Raw genomic sequence first — 19,031 nt, 5'->3', positions numbered from 1 at the left:
TGAGCCATAGACAAAGCCACTCTATGGTTCATACTGCCGCAATATATTTTCTCTGAACAACATTTGGTAGCACATGTCCGGTATTCCTTGGCAAGAGCAGGGGTATGTTAAATCAGCCCTGACCGCAGGTTTGCTTTGCGCGTTAGCTTTTACAGTTATTGTATACGGCGCTCTGCGCTATCAGGCCGGACTACAAACTGCGGTCATAAAATCCGATGAATCCGCCAAGGTTAAACTGACATCCGGGCTATTAACGCAGATTTTTGATTACACCGCGAACGACCTGCGGGCGATATCAAAACTGCCAACAGCCGAAAGTTTCAGCAGTGACCGCACTGAGCGTGAAAAAGACCGATTGAAGCAAGCCTTCCGGGTGCAGTTAGAACAAAAACCGGATTACAGCCAGATCCGTTTTTTTGACAAAAAGGGGACTGAGCTTGTTCGACTGGACCGTGCATTCGGGCGCATTCTGGTTACCCCTGAACGCTACCTGCAATTTAAAGGAACCCGCTATTATTTTACCAACACCCGGGATATGCCTGAAGGCGATGTGTATGTGTCGCCCCTGGATTTAAACATCGAAAATGAAAAGGTCGATGTCCCTTACCTTCCCATGGTTCGGTTTGGTGTCCCCGTTTTTGATAAGAATGGGCAAAAACAAGGTGCCGTTATTTTAAACGTAAAAGGGCAATCGCTGCTGGACACCTTTCGCCTGAGCATGACAGATGCCTACCCTGCGTTTTTGCTCAACAGCGATGGCTATGTTCTTTCCGGCCCTGACAGCATTGAGGAGTGGGGATTCATGTTCGGCCTGCCGTCGGCATTCAAGCGGGAGTATCCCGAAGCCTGGTCGCAGATCGAGCAGAGCGACAGTGGTGTTGCTGAAACATCAGCGGGCCTGTTTATGTACGAGACCGTGAAGCCGCTAAAGCGACTTGACTCATCGAAATCCGGGCAAAACTATGAGTGGAAGGCCGTTTCGTTTGTGCCCGGAAGTTCATTGCCAACGTCGACCATCTATACGCATCCATCGGTTGTCAGCTTTTACATCTTTGGGCTCTTGATGACGTTGATAAGCGTGTTCTATTTCCAGTTTTCCCGCCAAAAACGCCGTCAGCTAAGACGTGAGAACCAGCAACAATCCAAGCGTTTCTGGAAAATATCCAGCGTACTGGGAGACGGGCTGATTGTGATGGATAAAGACGGAGCCGTTACATATATTAACCCCGAGGCAGAGCGAATTCTTGGCTGGCCTTCCGATGAAATAGTGGCAAAGCAAGGGCATGAGGTGTTTCATGTTCACGAAGGGGAGGCATCCAGCTGTTCCATTCTTGATGTGATGGACACGCGCCAGTTGTACCGTAGCAAAGATGAGGAGTTTCGCCGAAAAGACGACACGACTCTCCCGGTCATTTTGAATGCGGCGCCGTTAAGTAGCGATACCGGCGATGAGGGTGTGGTGATTTCTTTCCAGGATTTTTCCGAAACAAAACGCTACCAGGATAAAATCCATTCCCTTGCTTACGAAGACACGCTTACCGGGCTCCCAAACCGACGGGTATTAGAAGACCGATTGCAACAAGCCATTGCGTTCTCAGGTCGCCATGACAACCATCTGGGGTTGATGTTCCTGGATCTTGATCACTTCAAAGAGGTTAACGATACGTACGGCCATGATGCAGGCGACGTATTGTTAAAGGAAATTGCTTCACGGCTAACAAGCTGTGTTCGTAAAACCGACACAGTGATACGTATGGGCGGCGACGAGTTCATCATACTGCTTGCAGAAGTATCCGAACCGGATAATGCCTCGAGCGTGGCAGGAAAAATTATTCAGGCTGTGGGTCAGCCGGTCACACTTCCTGAGGGCGAGGCCCGCGTGGGCGTAAGTATTGGTGTTGTTGTCGCAACCGGTGACGGGGTAACCGGAGAAAGCCTCATGCAGGAGGCCGATGCCGCCATGTATGAGGCGAAAAGGGCGGGTAAAAACAGATGCGTTATTCAGACGCATCGCACGCCTTCCTGAGGGGCGTGGCGAAAGCTCTTGAAGTATTTGAAAAAATGCAGTTTTTAAGAAATATATACCCTTTTAAAATTTACATATTGAAGATCCTGTACCAAATTAAGGCATAGCACTAACAGGGGCAGGGTGGTCGTTTTGAGAAAAAATCTGCCGGTTACGGATACTGGGAATGGTTAAAAATCGCCGAAAAAATGGGGATTTTTACTGGGTAAGCGCTTATATAACGCCAGTCACCGAGAACGGAGCCGTGGTTGGTTACGAATCGGTTCGTTCTTGCCCATCCCGGGAGAACGTACGCCGCGCAGAAAAGCAGTACGCGAGAATTCGTGAAGGCAGGCGAACCATAGCGCGCCTGCAGGCATTTTCGCCAGCATCCCTGTGTTTGGCCACGGTTTTGGTTGTTGCCGCAATTACCCATTACGCAGGCTTGATCTTGATATCGCAGGCGACTCTGGTACTTGGTGGGTTTGTTTATATTTTGTGGGCTCACCGGTCCCGGCGACGGCTAATTACTTCCTTGACCAAATTGCTGGGCACCAGTTTTACAGACAATCTCGCGGCACAAACGTATACCGATGATGATCTGGAATCTGGTCGCATGAAAGTGGCCATATTGGCGCAAAAGGCCCATCTGGACGCCGTGCTTACGCGCATGGAAGAGTCTGCTGAAAAGGTTAAAGCCGGTGCTGTGCAAGGGTTAGAGGTAACCTGTGAATCCCACGGCGTGCTGAGAAAACAGCAAACAGAAATTCGCAGTGTAGCCGCTGCCGTTCATCAGGTAGCCCAGACAGTTACCGGCGTGTCTTCTAATGTTCAGAATACTGCTCACAAAGCTGAAGAATCGCGCAGCCTTGCAAACCAGGGCGCGGCGGTTATCGGCACTACTCGTGAAGTTATCGAGGGTTTACAAGCAACCGTACACAGCATTAGTGAATCGGTGGGGGAGCTGGCCACCGAAACCCAAAGAATTGCCAGCGTGGCCAAAATCATTGAAGAAATTGCGGAGCAAACAAACCTGCTGGCATTGAATGCGGCCATTGAAGCGGCCCGGGCAGGCGAGCACGGGCGTGGATTTGCTGTGGTTGCCGGTGAAGTTCGTGGCCTTGCCAGGCGAACCCAGGACTCAACCCGGGAAATCCATGGAACTATCGAAGCGCTACTAACGAGAACATCCACGTCTGTGCGCGCGACCGATGATGGAAAAAAAGCGGCTGACAGCGGGCTTTCACACATGCTTGAAGCCGAAACCACCCTTGGGCAGATAGCCGATTCTGTGGGTATTATCGCGGAAATGTCTATTCAAATGGCCGCTGCTGTAGAAGAGCAGGCTCAGGTGTTTGATCAGATTGACGGCCAAATAGAGGATATTTCCAGTCTGGGTAACGACAGCTTGCACAAAGGCGAGCAGGCTATAGGCCAAGTGCAGAACATAGAGAACATTGCAGGGGAGTTGCATGAGCTTGTGGTGAGGTTTAAATGAACGGGCAGAGAAGCCGATACCCAGCGTTGATTAATCGCTCGTTGCATCAGGGGAGTTCGCAGCAACTGCTTTACGTCTGCTCCTTTCCGGGCACCCACAGATAATATCGGAATCGCCTGCCTCGTCGCCAACAAAGAGACTTGCCCGGCATGAGCCAATCAGTTGCCTATTACAATACCCATGCTCAGGCGTTTCTGGATGAAACGCTGCATGTTGATATGACGGCGTTGTATGACGAATTTCTGCCCCACCTTCCGGAAAACGCTCACATATTGGACGCCGGCTGCGGTTCCGGCAGAGATTCCCGGGAGTTTCTGGCTCGAGGCTACCGGGTGACTGCCTTTGATGCCTCCGAAAAACTTGCCACATTGGCTTCTAAAGCCATACTCCACAGCGTTCTCGTTCGCACGTTTGAGCAGGTAGACGAATTTCAGGTTTACGATGGCATTTGGGCCTGTGCCAGCCTGATCCACTTGCCCCAGGAGCAGATACCTCAGGCGCTTGCTCAGTTATGGCGGGCTTTGAAAGCTGGCGGCGTTTTATATCTAAGCTTCAAACAAGGCGAAGGACACCACGAGCATAATGGGCGGCATTTTACCTACGCAACAGTTACCCAGCTTGAAAGCTGGGCTGGCGTTTTATCCGAACTTGAAAAAATAACCACCTGGCAAACGGCAGACTGCAGGCCGGGGCGGGATGAGTATTGGGTGAACGGGGTTTTTCATAAGCAAGCCGAGACGCCTGACAAGCTGATTACGGGTGGCGAGCCGTATTTGTTCTAGAGTTCAGGAATACCAGGTTCTGCAATTATAGTACTTTACAGGTGAAGTATCTGGCTGGTCTCAACTCCGGTGAACTGATTTAACCTCTTCAATAAAATCAGACACAGAATTTAGCCAATATTTCTGATCTTCGTTGAAGCTTCCATGGACACCTGAGGGAATTACCAGTTGCAGATTCTTGGCCCTCATCTCGTCGGTCTGGGTAGTGCTGATGCCCGCTTCGAGGGTCGCCAGAAATTTTCGGTCAAGTCGATCGCCCTCTGACAGGACCTGTCGCCAGCGATCTTTGCATGTTGTTTTGGCCCCGAGAAGAAACACCTTACTCACTGGGTAAGATGAGTCGTGGTACGCATTGAAGTCGGGAAAAAGGAAATCCGGTTTGGCTTTATTTTCTGTCACACGCGCTCCCCCCCCTTTCTCAAAGGGGAGCCCGTGTTCTCGGAAGACGAACCCAAGATGATTCTCAAAAGCATGACCAGCGCGAGATTTGCGACGGTTTTGAACACTCAGTGAAAATGAGATAAAGGCATCAACGTCGTCGCCATCAGGGCCAAAACCAAAGCGCAGTCTTTCAGACACTACGTGGCGCTCGTAAGCCCTGAAAAGCGATTCTTCGCGCTCCATCCAGCCAACTAATGCGTTATCAGGATCAATAACGCAATCGAAGTTGGTAACCTCTCTGGCAACAGCTGAGAATTCCGATGTTTTCGGGAGTTTGTCCGGGAATCTGGCAAGAAGCATATCAAGGTCATTTTGAACCTCACTCTCGTCGAAGGCCCGCACTCCAAGATCTTCCAGCAGCATCTTTATCGGGAGGATAAGGGTCTGTGTCGGCATGGACGCGGAAGTGAAATCCTTGTCGACATCTGATAGTCCGAAAAGATGCCGTAACTGAAACTCCACCGATGAGCCCGCAGGAGTAAAAAGAAGAAGCAGGCTTCCATCGCGCTTTTTCGCCACGAGGAAAAAATCGGTTGGCTGAATCAGCTCTGTTACAGCGTTCGATTTGTAATATAGCCGGTACTCGGGTGAACGTTTGGGGTTCTTTCTCCTTGAGTCATACCATGTGACCGAATCCTGGCACAGCTCAGCTTCTTCCTCGTCAGTGAGATATGCCATAAGACCGGGGAAACGATACTCATCAGATTTGCCGGGGGTGCCGAGGTAGCGTTTGAAGCCAACACTAGGTAGCCCGCCTATTTCGTGTTGGTTTGACCGTGACGGATCTGAATCTACAGCACTCAGATACTTGGCAGCCGCACCCTCAAATATCTCACTTACGGAATCGAGCACTTAGTTACCTCTGTTGTATGTCGAAGCTTCGGTTGATCAGGCTGTCAGCAGTCCTCAGGCAGCTTCAGTTCTGCGCCCCTCATTTCTGAGAATGGCTTCGAGAACAAAAGGCTTCATCATTTTCGCTACTGCCCGAAAAACCGGGACGGCGACGGAGTTTCCGAACTGCTTGTAGGCCTGCGTATCGGAAACAGGAACCTTGAAAGTCGACTCCCCGGGTTGGTCAAATCCCATCAACCTGGCGCATTCGGCCGGCGTTAGACGCCTTGGTCTGTTTGCTTGATTGATCATATCGTCAAAGCCAGCATCCGTATCCCACCCGCGATCTACAAGAATTTCTGAACCATCCTTGTAGTACCGCGCAGACAAGGTTCTTGCTACATCCCCAGATCCAGTAAGGCCAAACCCGAAACCATTGCCTTTTGCCTTGTGCTTGGCGGCGTAGTCATAGAGGTATTTCCAGAGCTTGGGCGTCAGAATATACTTGTTATCTACTTCAGCTTCAGGGTCCAGGGTTTCGCCGAATGAGGGCACTCGGTCAGGAAAGTGCTTGCTGATATCACGCAGAGTAAATCCTTGGTGAACATCAAGATCCCTACGGAAACCAACCAAAACGATACGTTCTCTGTGTTGGGGGACAAAGTTCTTGGCATCAACGACTTTCGGGTCACGGGCTCCGTCATAGTTAGCGTCTGCAACTTCGTAGCCCAGTTCATCGAGCGTTTCCAGAATTATCTTGAACGTTTTTCCTTTATCATGGCTCTTCAGGTTTTTAACATTTTCCAGTAAAAATGCGGCTGGCCGCTTGGCCTGAATAATACGCGCGACATCAAAGAAAAGTGTGCCTTGGGTATTGCACTCGAAACCGTGAGCTCTTCCCAGAGAGTTCTTTTTTGAAACACCCGCGATAGAAAAGGGCTGGCAGGGGAAGCCTGCCAGCAGAATATCGTGATCAGGAACAAGCTTATCGATATGAGCATAGGCCTCGTCCTCTGAAACCTCGGGGCGATCAGAAAGAGTAACTTCGCGGATATCTTCATTGAAAATATGTTCATCGTCACTGTAATGATTCGCTTTGTAGGTGCGCACTGCGTATTTGTTCCACTCGCTGGTAAACACACATTTGCCACCAACTTCTTCAAATCCTCTCCTGATGCCCCCGATTCCCGCAAAGAGGTCTACAAATCGGAATTCGTGCCCGGATTTTTGAAAAGGTTTTGGCAGCAACGTCTGAAGATGTTCAAACTCACCGTGACTGAGTTTTCCGTCTACCTTGCCTCTGACCCAGCGATTGATAGTTTCGCGGCACCATGAATCAAAACCCAGTTCGTTGAGGGTTTCAGCAATAAAACCCTGATCATAGATTTCAAGTAGCTGATTTATAAGAGTCAGACCTTCTTCGTCTTTCATTACCCGCTCCCTTCTGGGTCAATACTGTGATGTTTCGTCACGTAATCGTTCCATATTAATCGGTCTCAGGCAGCCTATCCAGGTATCCACTGGAATTAGTCAGAAAAACTTCGGTAGCCAAGCGACCATCATGCAATAATACTGTTTAAACATACAGTGTCCAGTAAAGGGCGAAAATTTTCGATAAAGTGGCGTATGCACTTTCTGTCAGAGCCAGCGCATCTCCCAACTGTTGGGTCGGAATGCGGCGGTTTATCAACGGTTACACGTGGTCGGAAATTGTGAACTAATGTGGTATGAATCGAATTTTTTCTGCCAGACGAACGATTCGGAGCAGTAATGACAAAAGCTGACGAGTTGTTGGGCCAAGCTTACGAGTATCTCAAGATCTCAGGCTTGTGCGACAGCGACAAATACAAAAAGATCGAGGATATAGTTGGTTACCTGGACTGGTTGAACTCGAAGTCAAAAATTCCGCCGGGAACAACAGGAACGATATCTGAGCGCCTCTGCAAACTAGGGCTGACAGAAGTTCCTGGAATACAAATCAGGCCATTTGGTAAAGCGTGGCAATGGGTTGGTGATATTCTGTTACCGGGCCATCCATACGATATCGCCGTTTCCATCAAGAGTTTCAAGGCGAAGGAACGCTTGATTGCAAGTGGCACAGGAAGCATTTTGACTCCGACGCTTGGATGGGGATTGTTTAACGACCCGAGTGAATGGGGTTTCGAAAGATGCAACTCCTATCTTTATCGAGGGTTTCTTGCGATCTACATGCCACGTAATCTTCTGAGCCAACTAGGTTCAGAGCAGCGAGAAATCAAGAATTTTAACGGAACAAGACTGTTACGGGATCTTCAGAAATTTCCATCTGATGTGCAGTCGGCAATGAGCCCCAAAAATAGTCACCGAATTGATATGCGGGAAATATGATTGATTTCAAGTTTGCCATTAAATGGCCGCCAGCGTCCTTTAATGGCGCTTCAGCATACCAGGCCTTTGAATGAATTCCATGTTTAAATGGCCAGATGGCTGATATTGTTGACAAGCAAACACGTTCACGAATGATGTCCGGAATTCGTGGCAAAAACACCAAACCGGAGCTTGTTGTCCGGCAAGCGCTGCATGCGAGGGGGTTCCGGTACCGCCTTCATCGAAGGGAACTTGCCGGGAAGCCAGACATTACACTTCCACGCTACAATGCTGTGATTTTTGTCAATGGGTGTTTTTGGCACGGCCACAACTGTCGCCTCTTCAAATGGCCGAAAACCCGGCCAGACTTCTGGCGCGCAAAGATCGGCGCTAACCAGGTACGTGACCGTAAAAACATCGACACACTGCTTAGCCAGGGCTGGCGGGTGTTCGTTCTATGGGAATGCTCCATAAAAGGCGCACACACTAAATCAATTGCCCCGGTCATTGATGATCTGTCAGCCTGGATTACTGGCCGAGACTTTTTCGGTGGAACCAGCCCGGATCGGCCTTGAGTCCTCTCAATTGAAAGAAGCTTCGATATCAATATAGTCGGCAGCGCTTCCTTTTCTCCCTGATCTCAGCCAGGCGCCAAGCGCATTTGCGACGGCATTGAAGTGGTCGCATATTTTCTGTGCATCCCAGCCCCACTCATAAAAGCTACCAACTTTGGAGCCTTGCAGGGCTTCGTCGATCAGGTACATATTGTGATCGCAATAATCTCCAATCACGGCGAAATCGGCAATGTCATCGGGTAGAAAGCTGAATTCAATATCCTGTTCTATCCAGGCTTGGGCGACGAGAACCCGATAGCGGATTACGTCTTCGGGCAAAACTGTGTCCGGGTTGGGAATCGGGATATTGAGACGGAGAGTTCTATCGATGCCTTCATCAAGAACGCTCTTTGAGGTTTGAAGTTCCTTCTTCATAGCGGGGCTCCCTGAAAATAAATGCTGTATTTATATACAGTATAGTGCAGAGGAGGATATTTGCAATTTTGAAGTTCCGCCCAGGTCACAAATTCGGGCGGCTTTTTCCGGGTTGTTCCTGGCTGTAGTGCAGTGGCCCCACCCAACCTAACCGTCCTTGATAACATCAATCATATTTGCCGGCGCAACAAAAACATCCTTGTTACCCATCTTGTACTTCCTTAACAGGTGAAAGTTGTCCGGGAGTGTCAATAGGTCGGTTCTCGCCGTCTGGTACGAAATTCCATGGGAGTTCTGGTGGGATTTGATCGTATATTCCATTCTCGGGTTATCCAGCCCGTTTTTCAGCAATCCCAACTGTCTGTAATTCAGAACCCCGCTCAGTTTCGATTTTTCAAGTAAGCGCTCAGCTTGCCTGTATTCGCTTGCCTTGCCCGCAAGATAGCCATGCGAATCCTTTATGGCCTTTTTTATAACGTCAAGCTGATGGAAAATAAAACAGGTTACGTCATTACTGTCGGTTTCTGTGTGCAGGTAGACATAGATAGGCTGACATAACGGCCCTCATTCGAGCCGCTCGTTTTCAGCCCATCAATGCAACTTCATCCTCGGCTGCATAGCTCGGCTGATCTTGTCCATAAACCAGATCACACCCGTGCGCAGAAAACCGTGTAAGGCCACCTGGTGCATGCGGTAGAGGGAAACGTAGAACAAACGGGCCACCTTGCCTTCAATGTACATGCTGCGGCCAGACAGGTTACCCATCAGGTTCCCGACGGTGGTGTAGTGGCTGAAGTTGATCAGCGAGCCGTAGTCGTTATACACAAAAGGTACGGCGTCTTTGCCTTCCAGGCGGTTGCAAAGGGTTTTGAACAGAGCATCCGCTTGTTGGTGAGCAGCCTGGGCACGGGGTGCTACAGGGCGGTCGGAATCGGGTTGCGGGCAGGCGGCGCAGTCACCGAAGGCGAATATATCGTCGTCTTTTGTGGTTTGCAGGGTCTGATGTACTACCAGCTGATTGCCACGGTTGGACTCAAGACCTTCCAGATCGGCCAGAAACGCCGGAGCCTTTATGCCTGCGGCCCAGATGGTCATTTCCGAAGGCAGTTCGGTGCCGTCCTTCATCACCACCATGCCAGGGCGAATTTCGCTGACTGGCTGGCCATTGCGAACGTTTATGTTCTGGCGTTCAAGCTCTTTGGAAGCAGCTGCCGAGAGCCTGCCGGGCAGCGCAGGCAGAATCCGGTCTGCGGCTTCTATTACGGTAATGGACACATCTGAGGCTTTCAGATGATTCATCCCGTACACGGGCAGCTCCCGCGAAGCGAGTCGCAGTTCGGCTGCCAGCTCAACGCCTGTGGCCCCGGCTCCTATAATGCTGATATTGAGCGCGTGGTCACGGCCTTGCAGTGCTTCGTGGTTCTTTCGTAAAAAGGCATTCAGCATCAGATTGTGGAAGCGCCTTGCTTGCTTCAGGCTGTCCAGAAACAGGCAGTTCTCCTGTGCCCCCTGGGTACCGAAATCGTTTGCGGTACTGCCTACGGCAATAACAAGGGTGTCGTACTTCAGATGGCGCTCGGGAACCACTTCGTTGCCTTCTTCATCCAGGAAGGGCGCTATAACAAGCTCTTTGGCCTCCCGCTCCACGCCATCCATGCGCCCTAACTGGAATTCATAGTGGTGTTTGCGAGCGTGGGCGCGGTAGTTCACTTCGTTGGAGTTGGCATCCAGCGATCCGGAGGCAACCTCGTGCAGAAGAGGCTTCCACACATGGGTCAGGCCGGCGTCCACAAGAGTGATGCGCGCTTTGCCCTTTTTACCCAGCTTTCTGCCCAGGCTGGTAACAAGCTCGAGACCGCCGGCACCACCGCCGACAACTACAATGTGATGAAGGTTATCCATAGCAATCAGACCTATAAGTAAAGAAAGCCAAGCGCTCTCACAGAAAACGCTTGGCTGTCGTCACTAAACACCCTGTCCGGAAAAGTCTGGCAGGTTAGGATACGGATACTGCCGGGCAAATACTAACGCGGCCTGGCTAACCGGTATAATGAACTGAAATATAAGATCATCCAACCTACAAGCAAGAGAAAGTATCTATGAAAATAGCGGTTTACTGTGGGTCCCGCGCAGGCAATGAGCCCCTGTACGCAGAAAAAGCCAGGGAGCTGGGCGAGTTTTTTGGCAGCAATGGCATAGAGGTTGTTTTTGGTGGCGGGCATGTGGGCCTGATGGGCATTGTTGCCGATGCTGCCTTGAGTAAGGGCGGCAGGGTTTATGGGGTTATCCCCCAGGATCTGGTGGATCGTGAGTTGGCGCATCCGAATCTTACGGAACTGCACGTTGTGAAAGACATGCACGAGCGTAAGGCTAAAATGGCAGACCTCTCAGATGGCTTTGTTGCGTTGCCGGGCGGTATAGGCACTTTGGAAGAGATTTTTGAGGCGTGGACCTGGGGACAACTGGGTTTTCACCGTAAGCCTTGTGCGCTTTATAACGTGGAAGGGTTTTACGACCCCCTGCTCGACATGGTTAAAACCATGGTGGCTTCCGGGTTTGTCCAGCAGGAGTATCTTGACATGGTCGTGCAGGCAGACGACCCCGGGCGCCTTGTTGACCGCTTTCAACATTACATTCATCCCCGCGAGAAGTGGGTCTGAAAACCTGACACAGAAATATAAATTCAGGCGACACTCCGTTTCTTCTGCTAGGTTTCATAGAAGTGCCCGGCGCGTGAGCACAGCATGGGGCAAACAATAAAAACGGCCGGCCGTGCCGGAGCTCAAGGAGTATTTTATGGACCTGATGTACCAAGTGGAAGACAAGCCACCCGTGCCAGTTTCCGTGTTACTCGCGGCTCAGCATTTGTTGGCTGCTCTGGGTGCCATTATTGCCGTTCCCCTGGTGGTTGGCGGCGTGTTGGGGTTGCCCACCAAGGATATGGTGATTCTGGTAAATGCGGCAATGCTGGTGTCGGGGGTTGTGACGATTCTGCAGTGCAAGGGCGCCGGGCCGGTTGGCATTCGGTTGCCATGCGTAATGGGCACCAGCTTCACCTTCGTGGGCGTATCCATTGCCATAGGGTTTGAGCATGGAGTGGCGGGTATTCTGGGCTCTGCATTGGTGGCATCTCTGGTGATGATTGTGGGCAGCTTTTTCATGCCTTTTATCCGCAAGCTGTTCCCACCGGTTGTGACTGGCACGGTTGTAACCTTGATTGGCCTGTCGCTGATTCCGGTTGCAGTTGACTGGCTGGCCGGTGGGCAGGTTGGCTCTGAGGGCTATGCCAAGCCCTCCAATTTGCTGATTGGGCTGCTTGTTCTGGCACTGGTTATTGCGCTGTCACAGTGGGGACGCGGCATTCTGGCGGCGGCGGCCGTGGTGATTGGTATCGTAGTGGGTTTTGTGGTGTGCATCGTATTCGGGCTGGTGGATTTCAGCCCGGTTAAGGAAGCCGCTGCCGTCGCCTTGCCCAGCCCGTTGCACTTCGGCCTGAGTTTCCCCATTAGCGGCATCGTTGGTATGAGCGTTGCCTATCTGGTAACCATCATGGAATCCACAGGTGATTTTCTGGCTCTGTCGGATGCCACTCACACCAAACTGTCCGGGAAGAAGCTTTCCAGCGGCATTCTGTGTGATGGCTTGGGCTCTGCACTGGCTTCCGTGTTTTCCACGACACCTTTTTCATCCTTCTCACAAAACGTAGGCATTGTTGCGATTTCCGGTGTGGCCAGTCGTCATGTGGTGGCCATTACTGGCGGCATGCTGATTCTGGCGGGCTTGTTCCCGGTACTGGGTGCTTTGGTGGTGTCTATTCCGCTACCGGTTCTGGGCGGCGCGGGCCTGGTCATGTTTGCCATGATTATCTCGGCTGGTATCAGCATGCTGTCGCGGATTGAGTTCAACAAACGCAACATGCTGATTATTGCGGTCAGTGTAGGCTCTGGCATGGCAGTGACCGTGCGTCCGGAACTGCTCAGCTATATGCCTGAGTTTGCCAAGGTGGCGCTGGCCTCCGGCATTACCACCGGCTCACTGGTGGCGCTGGTTCTGAGCGGTATTTTGCCTGGGCGTGAGGCCGTGGTGCTCGAGGACGATCCAGCGGCTTAAGTGCACGTCGCGATTTATAACCGGAGTTGGCTGACCCGCTTTAGCAGTCGGCTCCAGTCGATTGGCAGGCGCTTTTCCAGGCTCGCAAGCTGCGCCGCTTTCGGGGCCAGCATTTCAACCGGCTGTTTGCTGGCATACACAATGGTGTTGTTGGTTTTGCTTTTGAACACCAGCAGGGTGGCAAAGTGTTTTTGCAGCTGGCGAAAGTAGGGGCCGTCCGGGTCGGGGGCGCGATGGTAGTTCAATACTAACCAGCCTTTGCGGCTCAGTGCCCGGCTGCAATCTACTACAAACTGGCGCTGGGCCTGCGCCGGGCTCATGCGGTCGGCATTGTAGAGATCGGCAAAAATCATATCTGTACCGGCATCCGGGAGCCTGCCCAGGGCAACGCGCGCGTCGGCTATGGTAACCTCCAGGCGCTCGCTTTCCGGTAAGCCAAAATAGCCCCTGGCAACATCCAGCACCGCTTGTCGCAGTTCCACCGCATGTACCTGGCATTCCGGATAAAGATGCAGCAAGGCACCGGCCATAACGCCGCCGCCCAGCCCCAACACTGTGACGTGCTGCGGGTTGTTAAAGGCTGCTGGCAGCAGCATGGCACGGTTGTACTCGTGTACCGGCAGGTGTGGGAAGCGCCGATCAATTTTGCTTTGCTCAAACACCGAGTTGAAGGTTAATACCCGGTGTTTTCGGTAATCGATCACCAGAATGCTGCCGAGCTTGTCCCGGCTGTGGTGAATAATCTCGCCTTTGTGGAACATGTGGTGCTCTTTGCGACGGTCGGGCTACCGATCCAGGTGTTTGATGACTTCTCGTGCATCTATTTCACGGGCAAGGCTCAGGGCCGTATTGCCCTCTGAATCTTGTAGCGCCGGGTTCGCCCCTTTCTCCAAAAGAAGCTGCACCGTATCGGCCTGGCCGTTGCGGGCGGCTAGCATTAGCAAACTTTCGCCATTGCTGGTGCGTATGTCTACGGGCACGCCGGCTTCCAGTAGTGGCGTGAGCATTTTTGTGCCACCGTTGCGCGCAAGTTCAAAAATCCCCTGGGCAAAGGCGATGGCGTCTTCATCCTGTTGGTTTTCCGGATTATGGGGCTGGCCGGGCTTGTGCTCGCTCATCTGGGCTCCGTTTAACAGGTTGCTGAAAAGTTTGTGTAGACACAGGTACGATACCGTTGATACAACCTATTATCACAGAATGTTGTTGCCTCTGGCACAATCTCAGAGTAGAGGCGAGCTAATAACTGCAATAATCAACAGGAGAAAGCACCATGAAACTGAGCGTCGAGGGTATTGATGAGGGCAAACCGGTCCCGGAAATATTCGCGTTCGGCGTATTTCATCCGGAAGACCACATGAGCTTTGGTCCCAACCGCAACCCGGGAATGGCCTGGGACGATGCACCAGAGGGCACCAAAAGCTTTGTGATAATGATGTTTGATCCGGACGTGCCCAGCATTGCGGATGATGCAAACCAGGAAGGCAAAACAATTTCGAAAGACATTCCACGGGTGGATTTCTTCCATTGGTTGCTGGTTGATATCCCTGCCAATGTTAGCCGGATTCCCGAAGGCGAAGACAGCGACGGCGTGACCCCCAAGGGTAAAGACGGCGGCCCTGGCCCGGTTGGTTTGCGTGGCGTGAACAATTTTACCCAATTTTTAGCTGGCAATCCGGATATGGCCGGTACCTACAGTGGCTACGATGGCCCCTGCCCGCCGTGGAACGATGAGCTGATGCACCACTATCACTACGAAGTGCATGCGTTGGATGTGGAATCCCTGGGCCTGGATGGGGAGTTTGATGGCGAAGCCGTGCGCAAAGCCATGAAAGGCCACGTTCTGGCCAGTGGCCGGGTAACGGGTACTTATACCCTGAATCCGGATCTGCGCTAGCAGCAACGAGTGCCATCAACCCGCGATTAGGCTGGCTATAAATCCGCCCAGTTGATGGCTCGAAAATCGAAGGAGCTTTCCAGCGTCGGTTTGATAATCCGGAAATACGGGGATGCATCGAAATCCCTGGGTGTGAATAGGGACGTTTGCCGGATTCGGTAATGCTCGCGCACGCAATCCCGGCAGTTTGGATCATCTGAGGGAATAGTGTCGATGGTTGGAAGAATGGGATAGCGCAGGCGCTGGAACCCTTCGGCTATGAAGGTAGAGCAGATCGTCCGCGTCGGGTCGCCGCTTCCGAGCGTCAACAGTTTGTGTCTGTGCCGGGATGGAATCGGCGGTGTCCGGATAAGATAGCGGGCCAGATCAAATACGTTTTTCAGGTCGTACTGGTTGCCCAGCCGGCTTTGGGCATAGCTGGAGAGCATGCTTATATCGTGGTCATCAAGCCCTACGGGGCGGCAGATGCGAGTATGGCTGTTGCGATAAAACGACAATGGAAGAGGGCGAATGCCGAATTCCAGGTCCGCTTCAATAAGTGTGTGTGGCTGCCCGTCTTCTGAGGCTCCCAAACCGGCTTCTGGCCCAAGGTAGAGAGCCGAGTGGGACCAGGTAGACTGTGTCAGGTATTTTATTGCTACGCTGATGCGGGTATTACCCTCCACAAGCAGAACATCTCCGGGCCGGAGCGCTGTTTCCAGGGCTTCATAGGTTGAGGTAGGCACGGAATGCTGGGCCACTTGCCTGGAAAGGTAAGCGGCGAGATGCTTTGCGAGCCAGTTCAGCAACATTGTTCTCTCCGGTTATGTCTATTTAAATTTCCAGCCGCAGATAAGTTTCTCAAATTCTCTCCATACACGCTGTAACATTCGAACGGTGATCGTGTCAGAGCGATACACGTATTGTTTTATATACATCCAACAGGCTTAAACATGAATCGAAGTAAGCTGATACTGATTCTGGCTATTGTGGCCGTTACAGGTATTTTTATTGGCCTTGATGGCCACAAGGTGCTGACACTGGCAAACCTGCAGTCTAATCAGGAGAGCCTGGCACAGTGGATTGAAGCCCATCTTTTGCTGGCGGTATCAGGGTACGCGGCCGTTTATGTTTTAGTGACTGCCCTTTCCCTGCCCGGTGCATTGATCATGACGCTGGCAGGCGGTGCCTTTTTTGGCAACTTCTTCGGGCTGATTGCGGTATCAGTTGCGTCTACTCTGGGTGCGTCTCTCGCCTTTCTGGTGGCCCGGTTTTTAATGCGCGACACGTTGCGTGCCCGTTACCGCGAAGCCGTGGCAAAGATGGACCGGGGTGTGGAGAAAGATGGCGCTTTTTACCTTGCTACGCTGCGCCTGGTACCGGTTTTTCCATTTTTTCTGATCAACCTTGCCATGGGCCTTACGTCGATGAAGTTGCGAACTTACGCGTTGGTCAGCTGGATTGCCATGCTCCCGGCAACCTTTGTTTTCGTGAATGCCGGTACCCAGCTGGGCCAGATCCAGTCAACCAGTGACATAGTGTCTGCGGACTTGCTCATTTCCTTTGCGTTGTTGGGGGTGTTTCCTCTGATTGCCAAGTTCGCCGCCGGTTTTATTCGCAGTCGCCGTGTCTACGCAGGGTGGAAAAAGCCCGAATCGTTTGATTACAACCTGCTGGTTATTGGTGGTGGGTCTGCTGGTTTGGTGTCTGCTTATATTGCAGCGGCCGTAAAAGCCAAAGTGGCGTTGATTGAAAGGGATAAATTAGGCGGCGATTGCCTTAACACCGGCTGCATTCCCTCCAAGGCGCTGATCCGCAGTGCCCGAGCCGCGGATACCCTGCGCAATGCCAACCGTTATGGCCTGGAGTCCGTGCCGGTGAAAGGTTCTTTCCAAACCATAATGAACCGGGTGCGGAACGTGATTGCCAAAGTAGAGCCCCACGACTCTCCCGAGCGCTATCAGAAACTGGGTGTAGACTGCATCTTGGGGGAGGCCAGTTTCGTATCTCCCTGGGAGTTGGAAGTAAAGCACAAGGATGGTCGAACAGAACATATAACGGCGCGCAGTATCGTCGTGGCCACCGGCGGAAAGCCTGCGATGCCCCCGATACCAGGGCTTGTCGATATGGACCCACTGACCTCGGACAATCTTTGGGAGCTGAATGAGCAACCGGAACGGCTGCTGGTGCTGGGCGGCGGCCCCATTGGCTCTGAACTGGCCCACGCCTTTGTGCGTCTGGGTAGCCAGGTGATTCAGGTTGAGCGTGATGAATACCTGTTGGCCAAAGAAGACCGCGATGTGTCTGCGTTGGTAAAGAAGCAGTTTGAGATTGATGGGATTGATCTGCGCTTGAACCATGCCGCCACGAAATTTCGCATGGAAGACGGCGAGAAGGTTGTGTACTGCGATTACAAGGGCGAGCAGGTGCGCATTCCGTTCGATCAGGTGCTGGTGGCCGTGGGGCGCACTGCGAATACGGCAGGCTTGCATCTTAACCGTATCGGTGTGGAACCCTTGCCCAACGGTACCGTGCCCGTAGACGACGACATGAGTATGCGCTACCCCAACGTGTTTGCCTGCGGTGATGTGGCCGGGCCTTATCAGTTTACCCATGCGGCGTCTCACCAGGCCTGGTATGCGGCGGTAAATGGCCTGTTTGGTCAGTTCCGGCGCTTTAAAGTGGATTATCGGGTAATGCCGCGGGTAACGTTTACGTCACCGGAAGTGGCCCGTGTGGGTCTGAGCGAGGCAGAAGCAAAGTCCCGGGGCATAGCCTGTGAGGTAACCCGTTATGGCCTGGATGACCTGGATCGGGCGATTGCTGATAGCGATAACCATGGTTTCATCAAGGTCCTCACGCCGCCGGGCAAAGATAAAATTCTTGGTGCCGTAGTGGTAGGAGCTCACGCTGGTGAAATCCTGGCCGAATTTACCCTGGCCATGAAGCACGGGTTGGGCTTGAACAAGATTTTAGGCACCATCCATCCGTACCCCACCTGGAACGAATCAGCGAAGTTCGCGGCTGGAGAATGGAAGCGCGCCCATGCGCCGGAAGGCATTCTTAAATTGCTTGAAAAAATGCATGGCTGGCGGCGCGGTAAAAGCTCCCGTCGCGGGCCCGACGTAACAAACGTGGTGCACTAAGACCACAACACCAAGGAGCCTCTATGCCCCTAACCGAAACACGTCCTGCCGCAAAGCGTATTCCCGCGGTGGAAGTACTGGCGCCCAGAGGCCGCGACAGCTGGACCCACACCCGTAATGGTGACCCCCGGGGCTATATCGACGCGAATAAGCTGAAAGAGCTGTGGATTCACACTGGCACTGCCTGCAACCTGGCTTGCCCCTTCTGCCTTGAGGGCAGTCATCCCGGTGATGGCCGCATTCCCGGCATGAAACTCAGCGATGTGAAACCGTTTATCCACGAAGCTCTGAATATGGGTGTGGAGCAGTTCTCCTTTACCGGTGGCGAGCCGTTCGTGATTCGTGATTTTGTGAATATACTGGATTACGCCAGCCATCACAGGCCGTGTTTTGTGTTGACCAATGCGACCGAGCCGTTGCTCAAGCGCAGGCACCAGGTATTACCCTTGCTGGACAACCCGTACCCGATACACTTCCGTGTGAGCCTGGATTTCCCTGACCGCGCCCGCCACGACAAGGATCGCGGTGAGGGAAGTTTTGCTCAAGCGCTGGCAGGCATTCAGTGGCTGGTTGAGCAGGGTTTCAAGGTGTCTATCGCCCGCCAGACCGATCCTGAGGAAGTGCCTGCAGAGGTGGAGGCAGCTTTCCGCGGGATATTCCGCGAGTGGCAGATTCCGGAAAACCTGGCGTTTACGGCGTTTCCGGATCTGGGTACTCCGGGTTCGGAGGATGGTAGCCCGGAGATTACCGAAAACTGCATGGAGAAGTACCCAACGACTCAGAGTCAGTCGCATTTCATGTGCACGTACACGCGTATGTTGGTGAAAAAAGACGACGCAGTGCGTGTTTATGCCTGCACGTTAGTGGATGATGATCCGCAGTATGATTTGGGTGGGTCGCTGGCCCAGAGCATGGATGAGCGCATTATGTTGCGGCATCACAGGTGTTTTTCCTGCTACCGCTACGGGGCGAGTTGTTCGGCGCCGGGTTAGCTTTTTTTGGGGTTTTGG

The 19,031-nt window shown here is 52.4% G+C and carries 17 protein-coding genes; 10 read left to right on the top strand and 7 right to left on the bottom strand.

Annotated elements, in window-relative coordinates:
* Positions 1 to 73: 73 nt before the first annotated feature.
* From ACTHYN_RS08435 to ACTHYN_RS08425, 3 genes are all read left to right on the top strand, one after another.
* Positions 74 to 2,026 carry a diguanylate cyclase domain-containing protein gene (locus ACTHYN_RS08435; RefSeq protein WP_441812009.1) on the top strand — a complete coding sequence of 651 codons (1,953 nt, stop codon included), beginning with the start codon at positions 74 to 76 and terminating at the stop codon, positions 2,024 to 2,026.
* A 166-nt stretch (positions 2,027 to 2,192) separates the two neighbouring features.
* Complete coding sequence (locus tag ACTHYN_RS08430; RefSeq protein WP_441812008.1) at positions 2,193 to 3,503, top strand: methyl-accepting chemotaxis protein; 1,311 nt, start codon at positions 2,193 to 2,195, stop codon at positions 3,501 to 3,503.
* 149 nt (positions 3,504 to 3,652) lie between these two features.
* Entirely contained in the window at positions 3,653 to 4,285 is a 633-nt protein-coding gene (locus ACTHYN_RS08425) for a class I SAM-dependent methyltransferase (protein WP_441812007.1), read from the top strand.
* Positions 4,286 to 4,345: 60 nt separating this feature from the next.
* Here the strand turns inward: ACTHYN_RS08425 and ACTHYN_RS08420 are convergent, their stop codons facing one another.
* On the bottom strand, positions 4,346 to 5,578 hold the full coding sequence (locus tag ACTHYN_RS08420) for a type II restriction endonuclease (protein WP_441812006.1): 1,233 nt from the start codon (positions 5,576 to 5,578) through the stop codon (positions 4,346 to 4,348).
* Between the two features lie 54 nt (positions 5,579 to 5,632).
* Positions 5,633 to 6,988: a DNA (cytosine-5-)-methyltransferase gene (gene dcm / locus ACTHYN_RS08415; RefSeq protein WP_441812005.1), complete on the bottom strand. Its 1,356-nt coding sequence runs from the start codon at positions 6,986 to 6,988 to the stop codon at positions 5,633 to 5,635.
* Between the two features lie 339 nt (positions 6,989 to 7,327).
* Here dcm and ACTHYN_RS08410 point away from each other — a divergent pair, with 339 nt between their 5' ends.
* Both ACTHYN_RS08410 and ACTHYN_RS08405 read left to right on the top strand, forming a co-directional pair.
* Positions 7,328 to 7,924 (top strand): hypothetical protein, encoded by a 597-nt coding sequence (locus tag ACTHYN_RS08410; protein ID WP_441812004.1) that lies wholly within the window; start codon positions 7,328 to 7,330, stop codon positions 7,922 to 7,924.
* Positions 7,925 to 8,019: 95 nt separating this feature from the next.
* Positions 8,020 to 8,478 (top strand): very short patch repair endonuclease, encoded by a 459-nt coding sequence (locus ACTHYN_RS08405; protein WP_441812003.1) that lies wholly within the window; start codon positions 8,020 to 8,022, stop codon positions 8,476 to 8,478.
* A gap of 6 nt (positions 8,479 to 8,484) precedes the next feature.
* On the opposite strand, the gene ACTHYN_RS08400 is transcribed toward ACTHYN_RS08405, so the two are convergent.
* Entirely contained in the window at positions 8,485 to 8,892 is a 408-nt protein-coding gene (locus ACTHYN_RS08400; RefSeq protein ID WP_441812002.1) for a hypothetical protein, read from the bottom strand.
* A gap of 591 nt (positions 8,893 to 9,483) precedes the next feature.
* Positions 9,484 to 10,794, bottom strand: coding sequence for an NAD(P)/FAD-dependent oxidoreductase (locus ACTHYN_RS08395; RefSeq protein WP_441812001.1), 1,311 nt, complete (start codon positions 10,792 to 10,794; stop codon positions 9,484 to 9,486).
* Between the two features lie 197 nt (positions 10,795 to 10,991).
* On the opposite strand from ACTHYN_RS08395, the gene ACTHYN_RS08390 reads away from it, so the two are divergent.
* Together ACTHYN_RS08390 and ACTHYN_RS08385 are read left to right on the top strand one after the other, a co-directional pair.
* Entirely contained in the window at positions 10,992 to 11,552 is a 561-nt protein-coding gene (locus ACTHYN_RS08390) for a TIGR00730 family Rossman fold protein (protein ID WP_441812000.1), read from the top strand.
* A 136-nt stretch (positions 11,553 to 11,688) separates the two neighbouring features.
* The gene (locus ACTHYN_RS08385) at positions 11,689 to 13,002 is read left to right on the top strand and encodes a nucleobase:cation symporter-2 family protein (protein ID WP_441811999.1); all 1,314 of its coding nucleotides are present in this window, start codon (positions 11,689 to 11,691) and stop codon (positions 13,000 to 13,002) included.
* Positions 13,003 to 13,016: 14 nt separating this feature from the next.
* Here ACTHYN_RS08385 and ACTHYN_RS08380 read toward each other — a convergent pair whose 3' ends face one another.
* A complete protein-coding gene (locus ACTHYN_RS08380; protein ID WP_441811998.1) occupies positions 13,017 to 13,763 on the bottom strand; it encodes a spermidine synthase in 747 nt (248 codons plus the stop codon).
* Positions 13,764 to 13,787: 24 nt separating this feature from the next.
* A complete protein-coding gene (locus ACTHYN_RS08375; RefSeq protein WP_441811997.1) occupies positions 13,788 to 14,120 on the bottom strand; it encodes an ankyrin repeat domain-containing protein in 333 nt (110 codons plus the stop codon).
* Between the two features lie 152 nt (positions 14,121 to 14,272).
* Between ACTHYN_RS08375 and ACTHYN_RS08370 the strand changes: the two genes are divergently transcribed.
* Entirely contained in the window at positions 14,273 to 14,896 is a 624-nt protein-coding gene (locus ACTHYN_RS08370) for a YbhB/YbcL family Raf kinase inhibitor-like protein (protein WP_441811996.1), read from the top strand.
* A gap of 35 nt (positions 14,897 to 14,931) precedes the next feature.
* Here the strand turns inward: ACTHYN_RS08370 and ACTHYN_RS08365 are convergent, their stop codons facing one another.
* A complete protein-coding gene (locus tag ACTHYN_RS08365; RefSeq protein ID WP_441811995.1) occupies positions 14,932 to 15,687 on the bottom strand; it encodes a lipo-like protein in 756 nt (251 codons plus the stop codon).
* A gap of 141 nt (positions 15,688 to 15,828) precedes the next feature.
* Between ACTHYN_RS08365 and ACTHYN_RS08360 the strand changes: the two genes are divergently transcribed.
* Together ACTHYN_RS08360 and ACTHYN_RS08355 are read left to right on the top strand one after the other, a co-directional pair.
* Positions 15,829 to 18,021, top strand: a complete 2,193-nt coding sequence (locus ACTHYN_RS08360; RefSeq protein WP_441811994.1) for an FAD-dependent oxidoreductase — start codon at positions 15,829 to 15,831, stop codon at positions 18,019 to 18,021.
* 23 nt (positions 18,022 to 18,044) lie between these two features.
* On the top strand, positions 18,045 to 19,013 hold the full coding sequence (locus tag ACTHYN_RS08355; protein WP_441811993.1) for a radical SAM protein: 969 nt from the start codon (positions 18,045 to 18,047) through the stop codon (positions 19,011 to 19,013).
* The last annotated feature ends 18 nt before the right edge of the window (positions 19,014 to 19,031 follow it).

Source organism: Marinobacter sp. (genome assembly GCF_052091845.1).
In the GTDB taxonomy this organism is placed as follows: domain Bacteria; phylum Pseudomonadota; class Gammaproteobacteria; order Pseudomonadales; family Oleiphilaceae; genus Marinobacter.
This window is presented reverse-complemented; position numbering and strand designations above follow the sequence as displayed.

Coding starts and splice junctions, on each gene's coding strand:
- ACTHYN_RS08365 (WP_441811995.1), bottom strand. CDS start 15,687: ATGTTGCTGAACTGGCTCGCAAAGCATCTCGCCGCTTACCTTTCCAGG.
- ACTHYN_RS08395 (WP_441812001.1), bottom strand. CDS start 10,794: ATGGATAACCTTCATCACATTGTAGTTGTCGGCGGTGGTGCCGGCGGT.
- ACTHYN_RS08385 (WP_441811999.1), top strand. CDS start 11,689: ATGGACCTGATGTACCAAGTGGAAGACAAGCCACCCGTGCCAGTTTCC.
- ACTHYN_RS08410 (WP_441812004.1), top strand. CDS start 7,328: ATGACAAAAGCTGACGAGTTGTTGGGCCAAGCTTACGAGTATCTCAAG.
- ACTHYN_RS08380 (WP_441811998.1), bottom strand. CDS start 13,763: ATGTTCCACAAAGGCGAGATTATTCACCACAGCCGGGACAAGCTCGGC.
- ACTHYN_RS08430 (WP_441812008.1), top strand. CDS start 2,193: ATGGTTAAAAATCGCCGAAAAAATGGGGATTTTTACTGGGTAAGCGCT.
- ACTHYN_RS08390 (WP_441812000.1), top strand. CDS start 10,992: ATGAAAATAGCGGTTTACTGTGGGTCCCGCGCAGGCAATGAGCCCCTG.
- ACTHYN_RS08355 (WP_441811993.1), top strand. CDS start 18,045: ATGCCCCTAACCGAAACACGTCCTGCCGCAAAGCGTATTCCCGCGGTG.
- ACTHYN_RS08370 (WP_441811996.1), top strand. CDS start 14,273: ATGAAACTGAGCGTCGAGGGTATTGATGAGGGCAAACCGGTCCCGGAA.
- ACTHYN_RS08425 (WP_441812007.1), top strand. CDS start 3,653: ATGAGCCAATCAGTTGCCTATTACAATACCCATGCTCAGGCGTTTCTG.
- ACTHYN_RS08435 (WP_441812009.1), top strand. CDS start 74: ATGTCCGGTATTCCTTGGCAAGAGCAGGGGTATGTTAAATCAGCCCTG.
- ACTHYN_RS08360 (WP_441811994.1), top strand. CDS start 15,829: ATGAATCGAAGTAAGCTGATACTGATTCTGGCTATTGTGGCCGTTACA.
- ACTHYN_RS08405 (WP_441812003.1), top strand. CDS start 8,020: ATGGCTGATATTGTTGACAAGCAAACACGTTCACGAATGATGTCCGGA.
- dcm (WP_441812005.1), bottom strand. CDS start 6,988: ATGAAAGACGAAGAAGGTCTGACTCTTATAAATCAGCTACTTGAAATC.
- ACTHYN_RS08375 (WP_441811997.1), bottom strand. CDS start 14,120: ATGAGCGAGCACAAGCCCGGCCAGCCCCATAATCCGGAAAACCAACAG.
- ACTHYN_RS08400 (WP_441812002.1), bottom strand. CDS start 8,892: ATGAAGAAGGAACTTCAAACCTCAAAGAGCGTTCTTGATGAAGGCATC.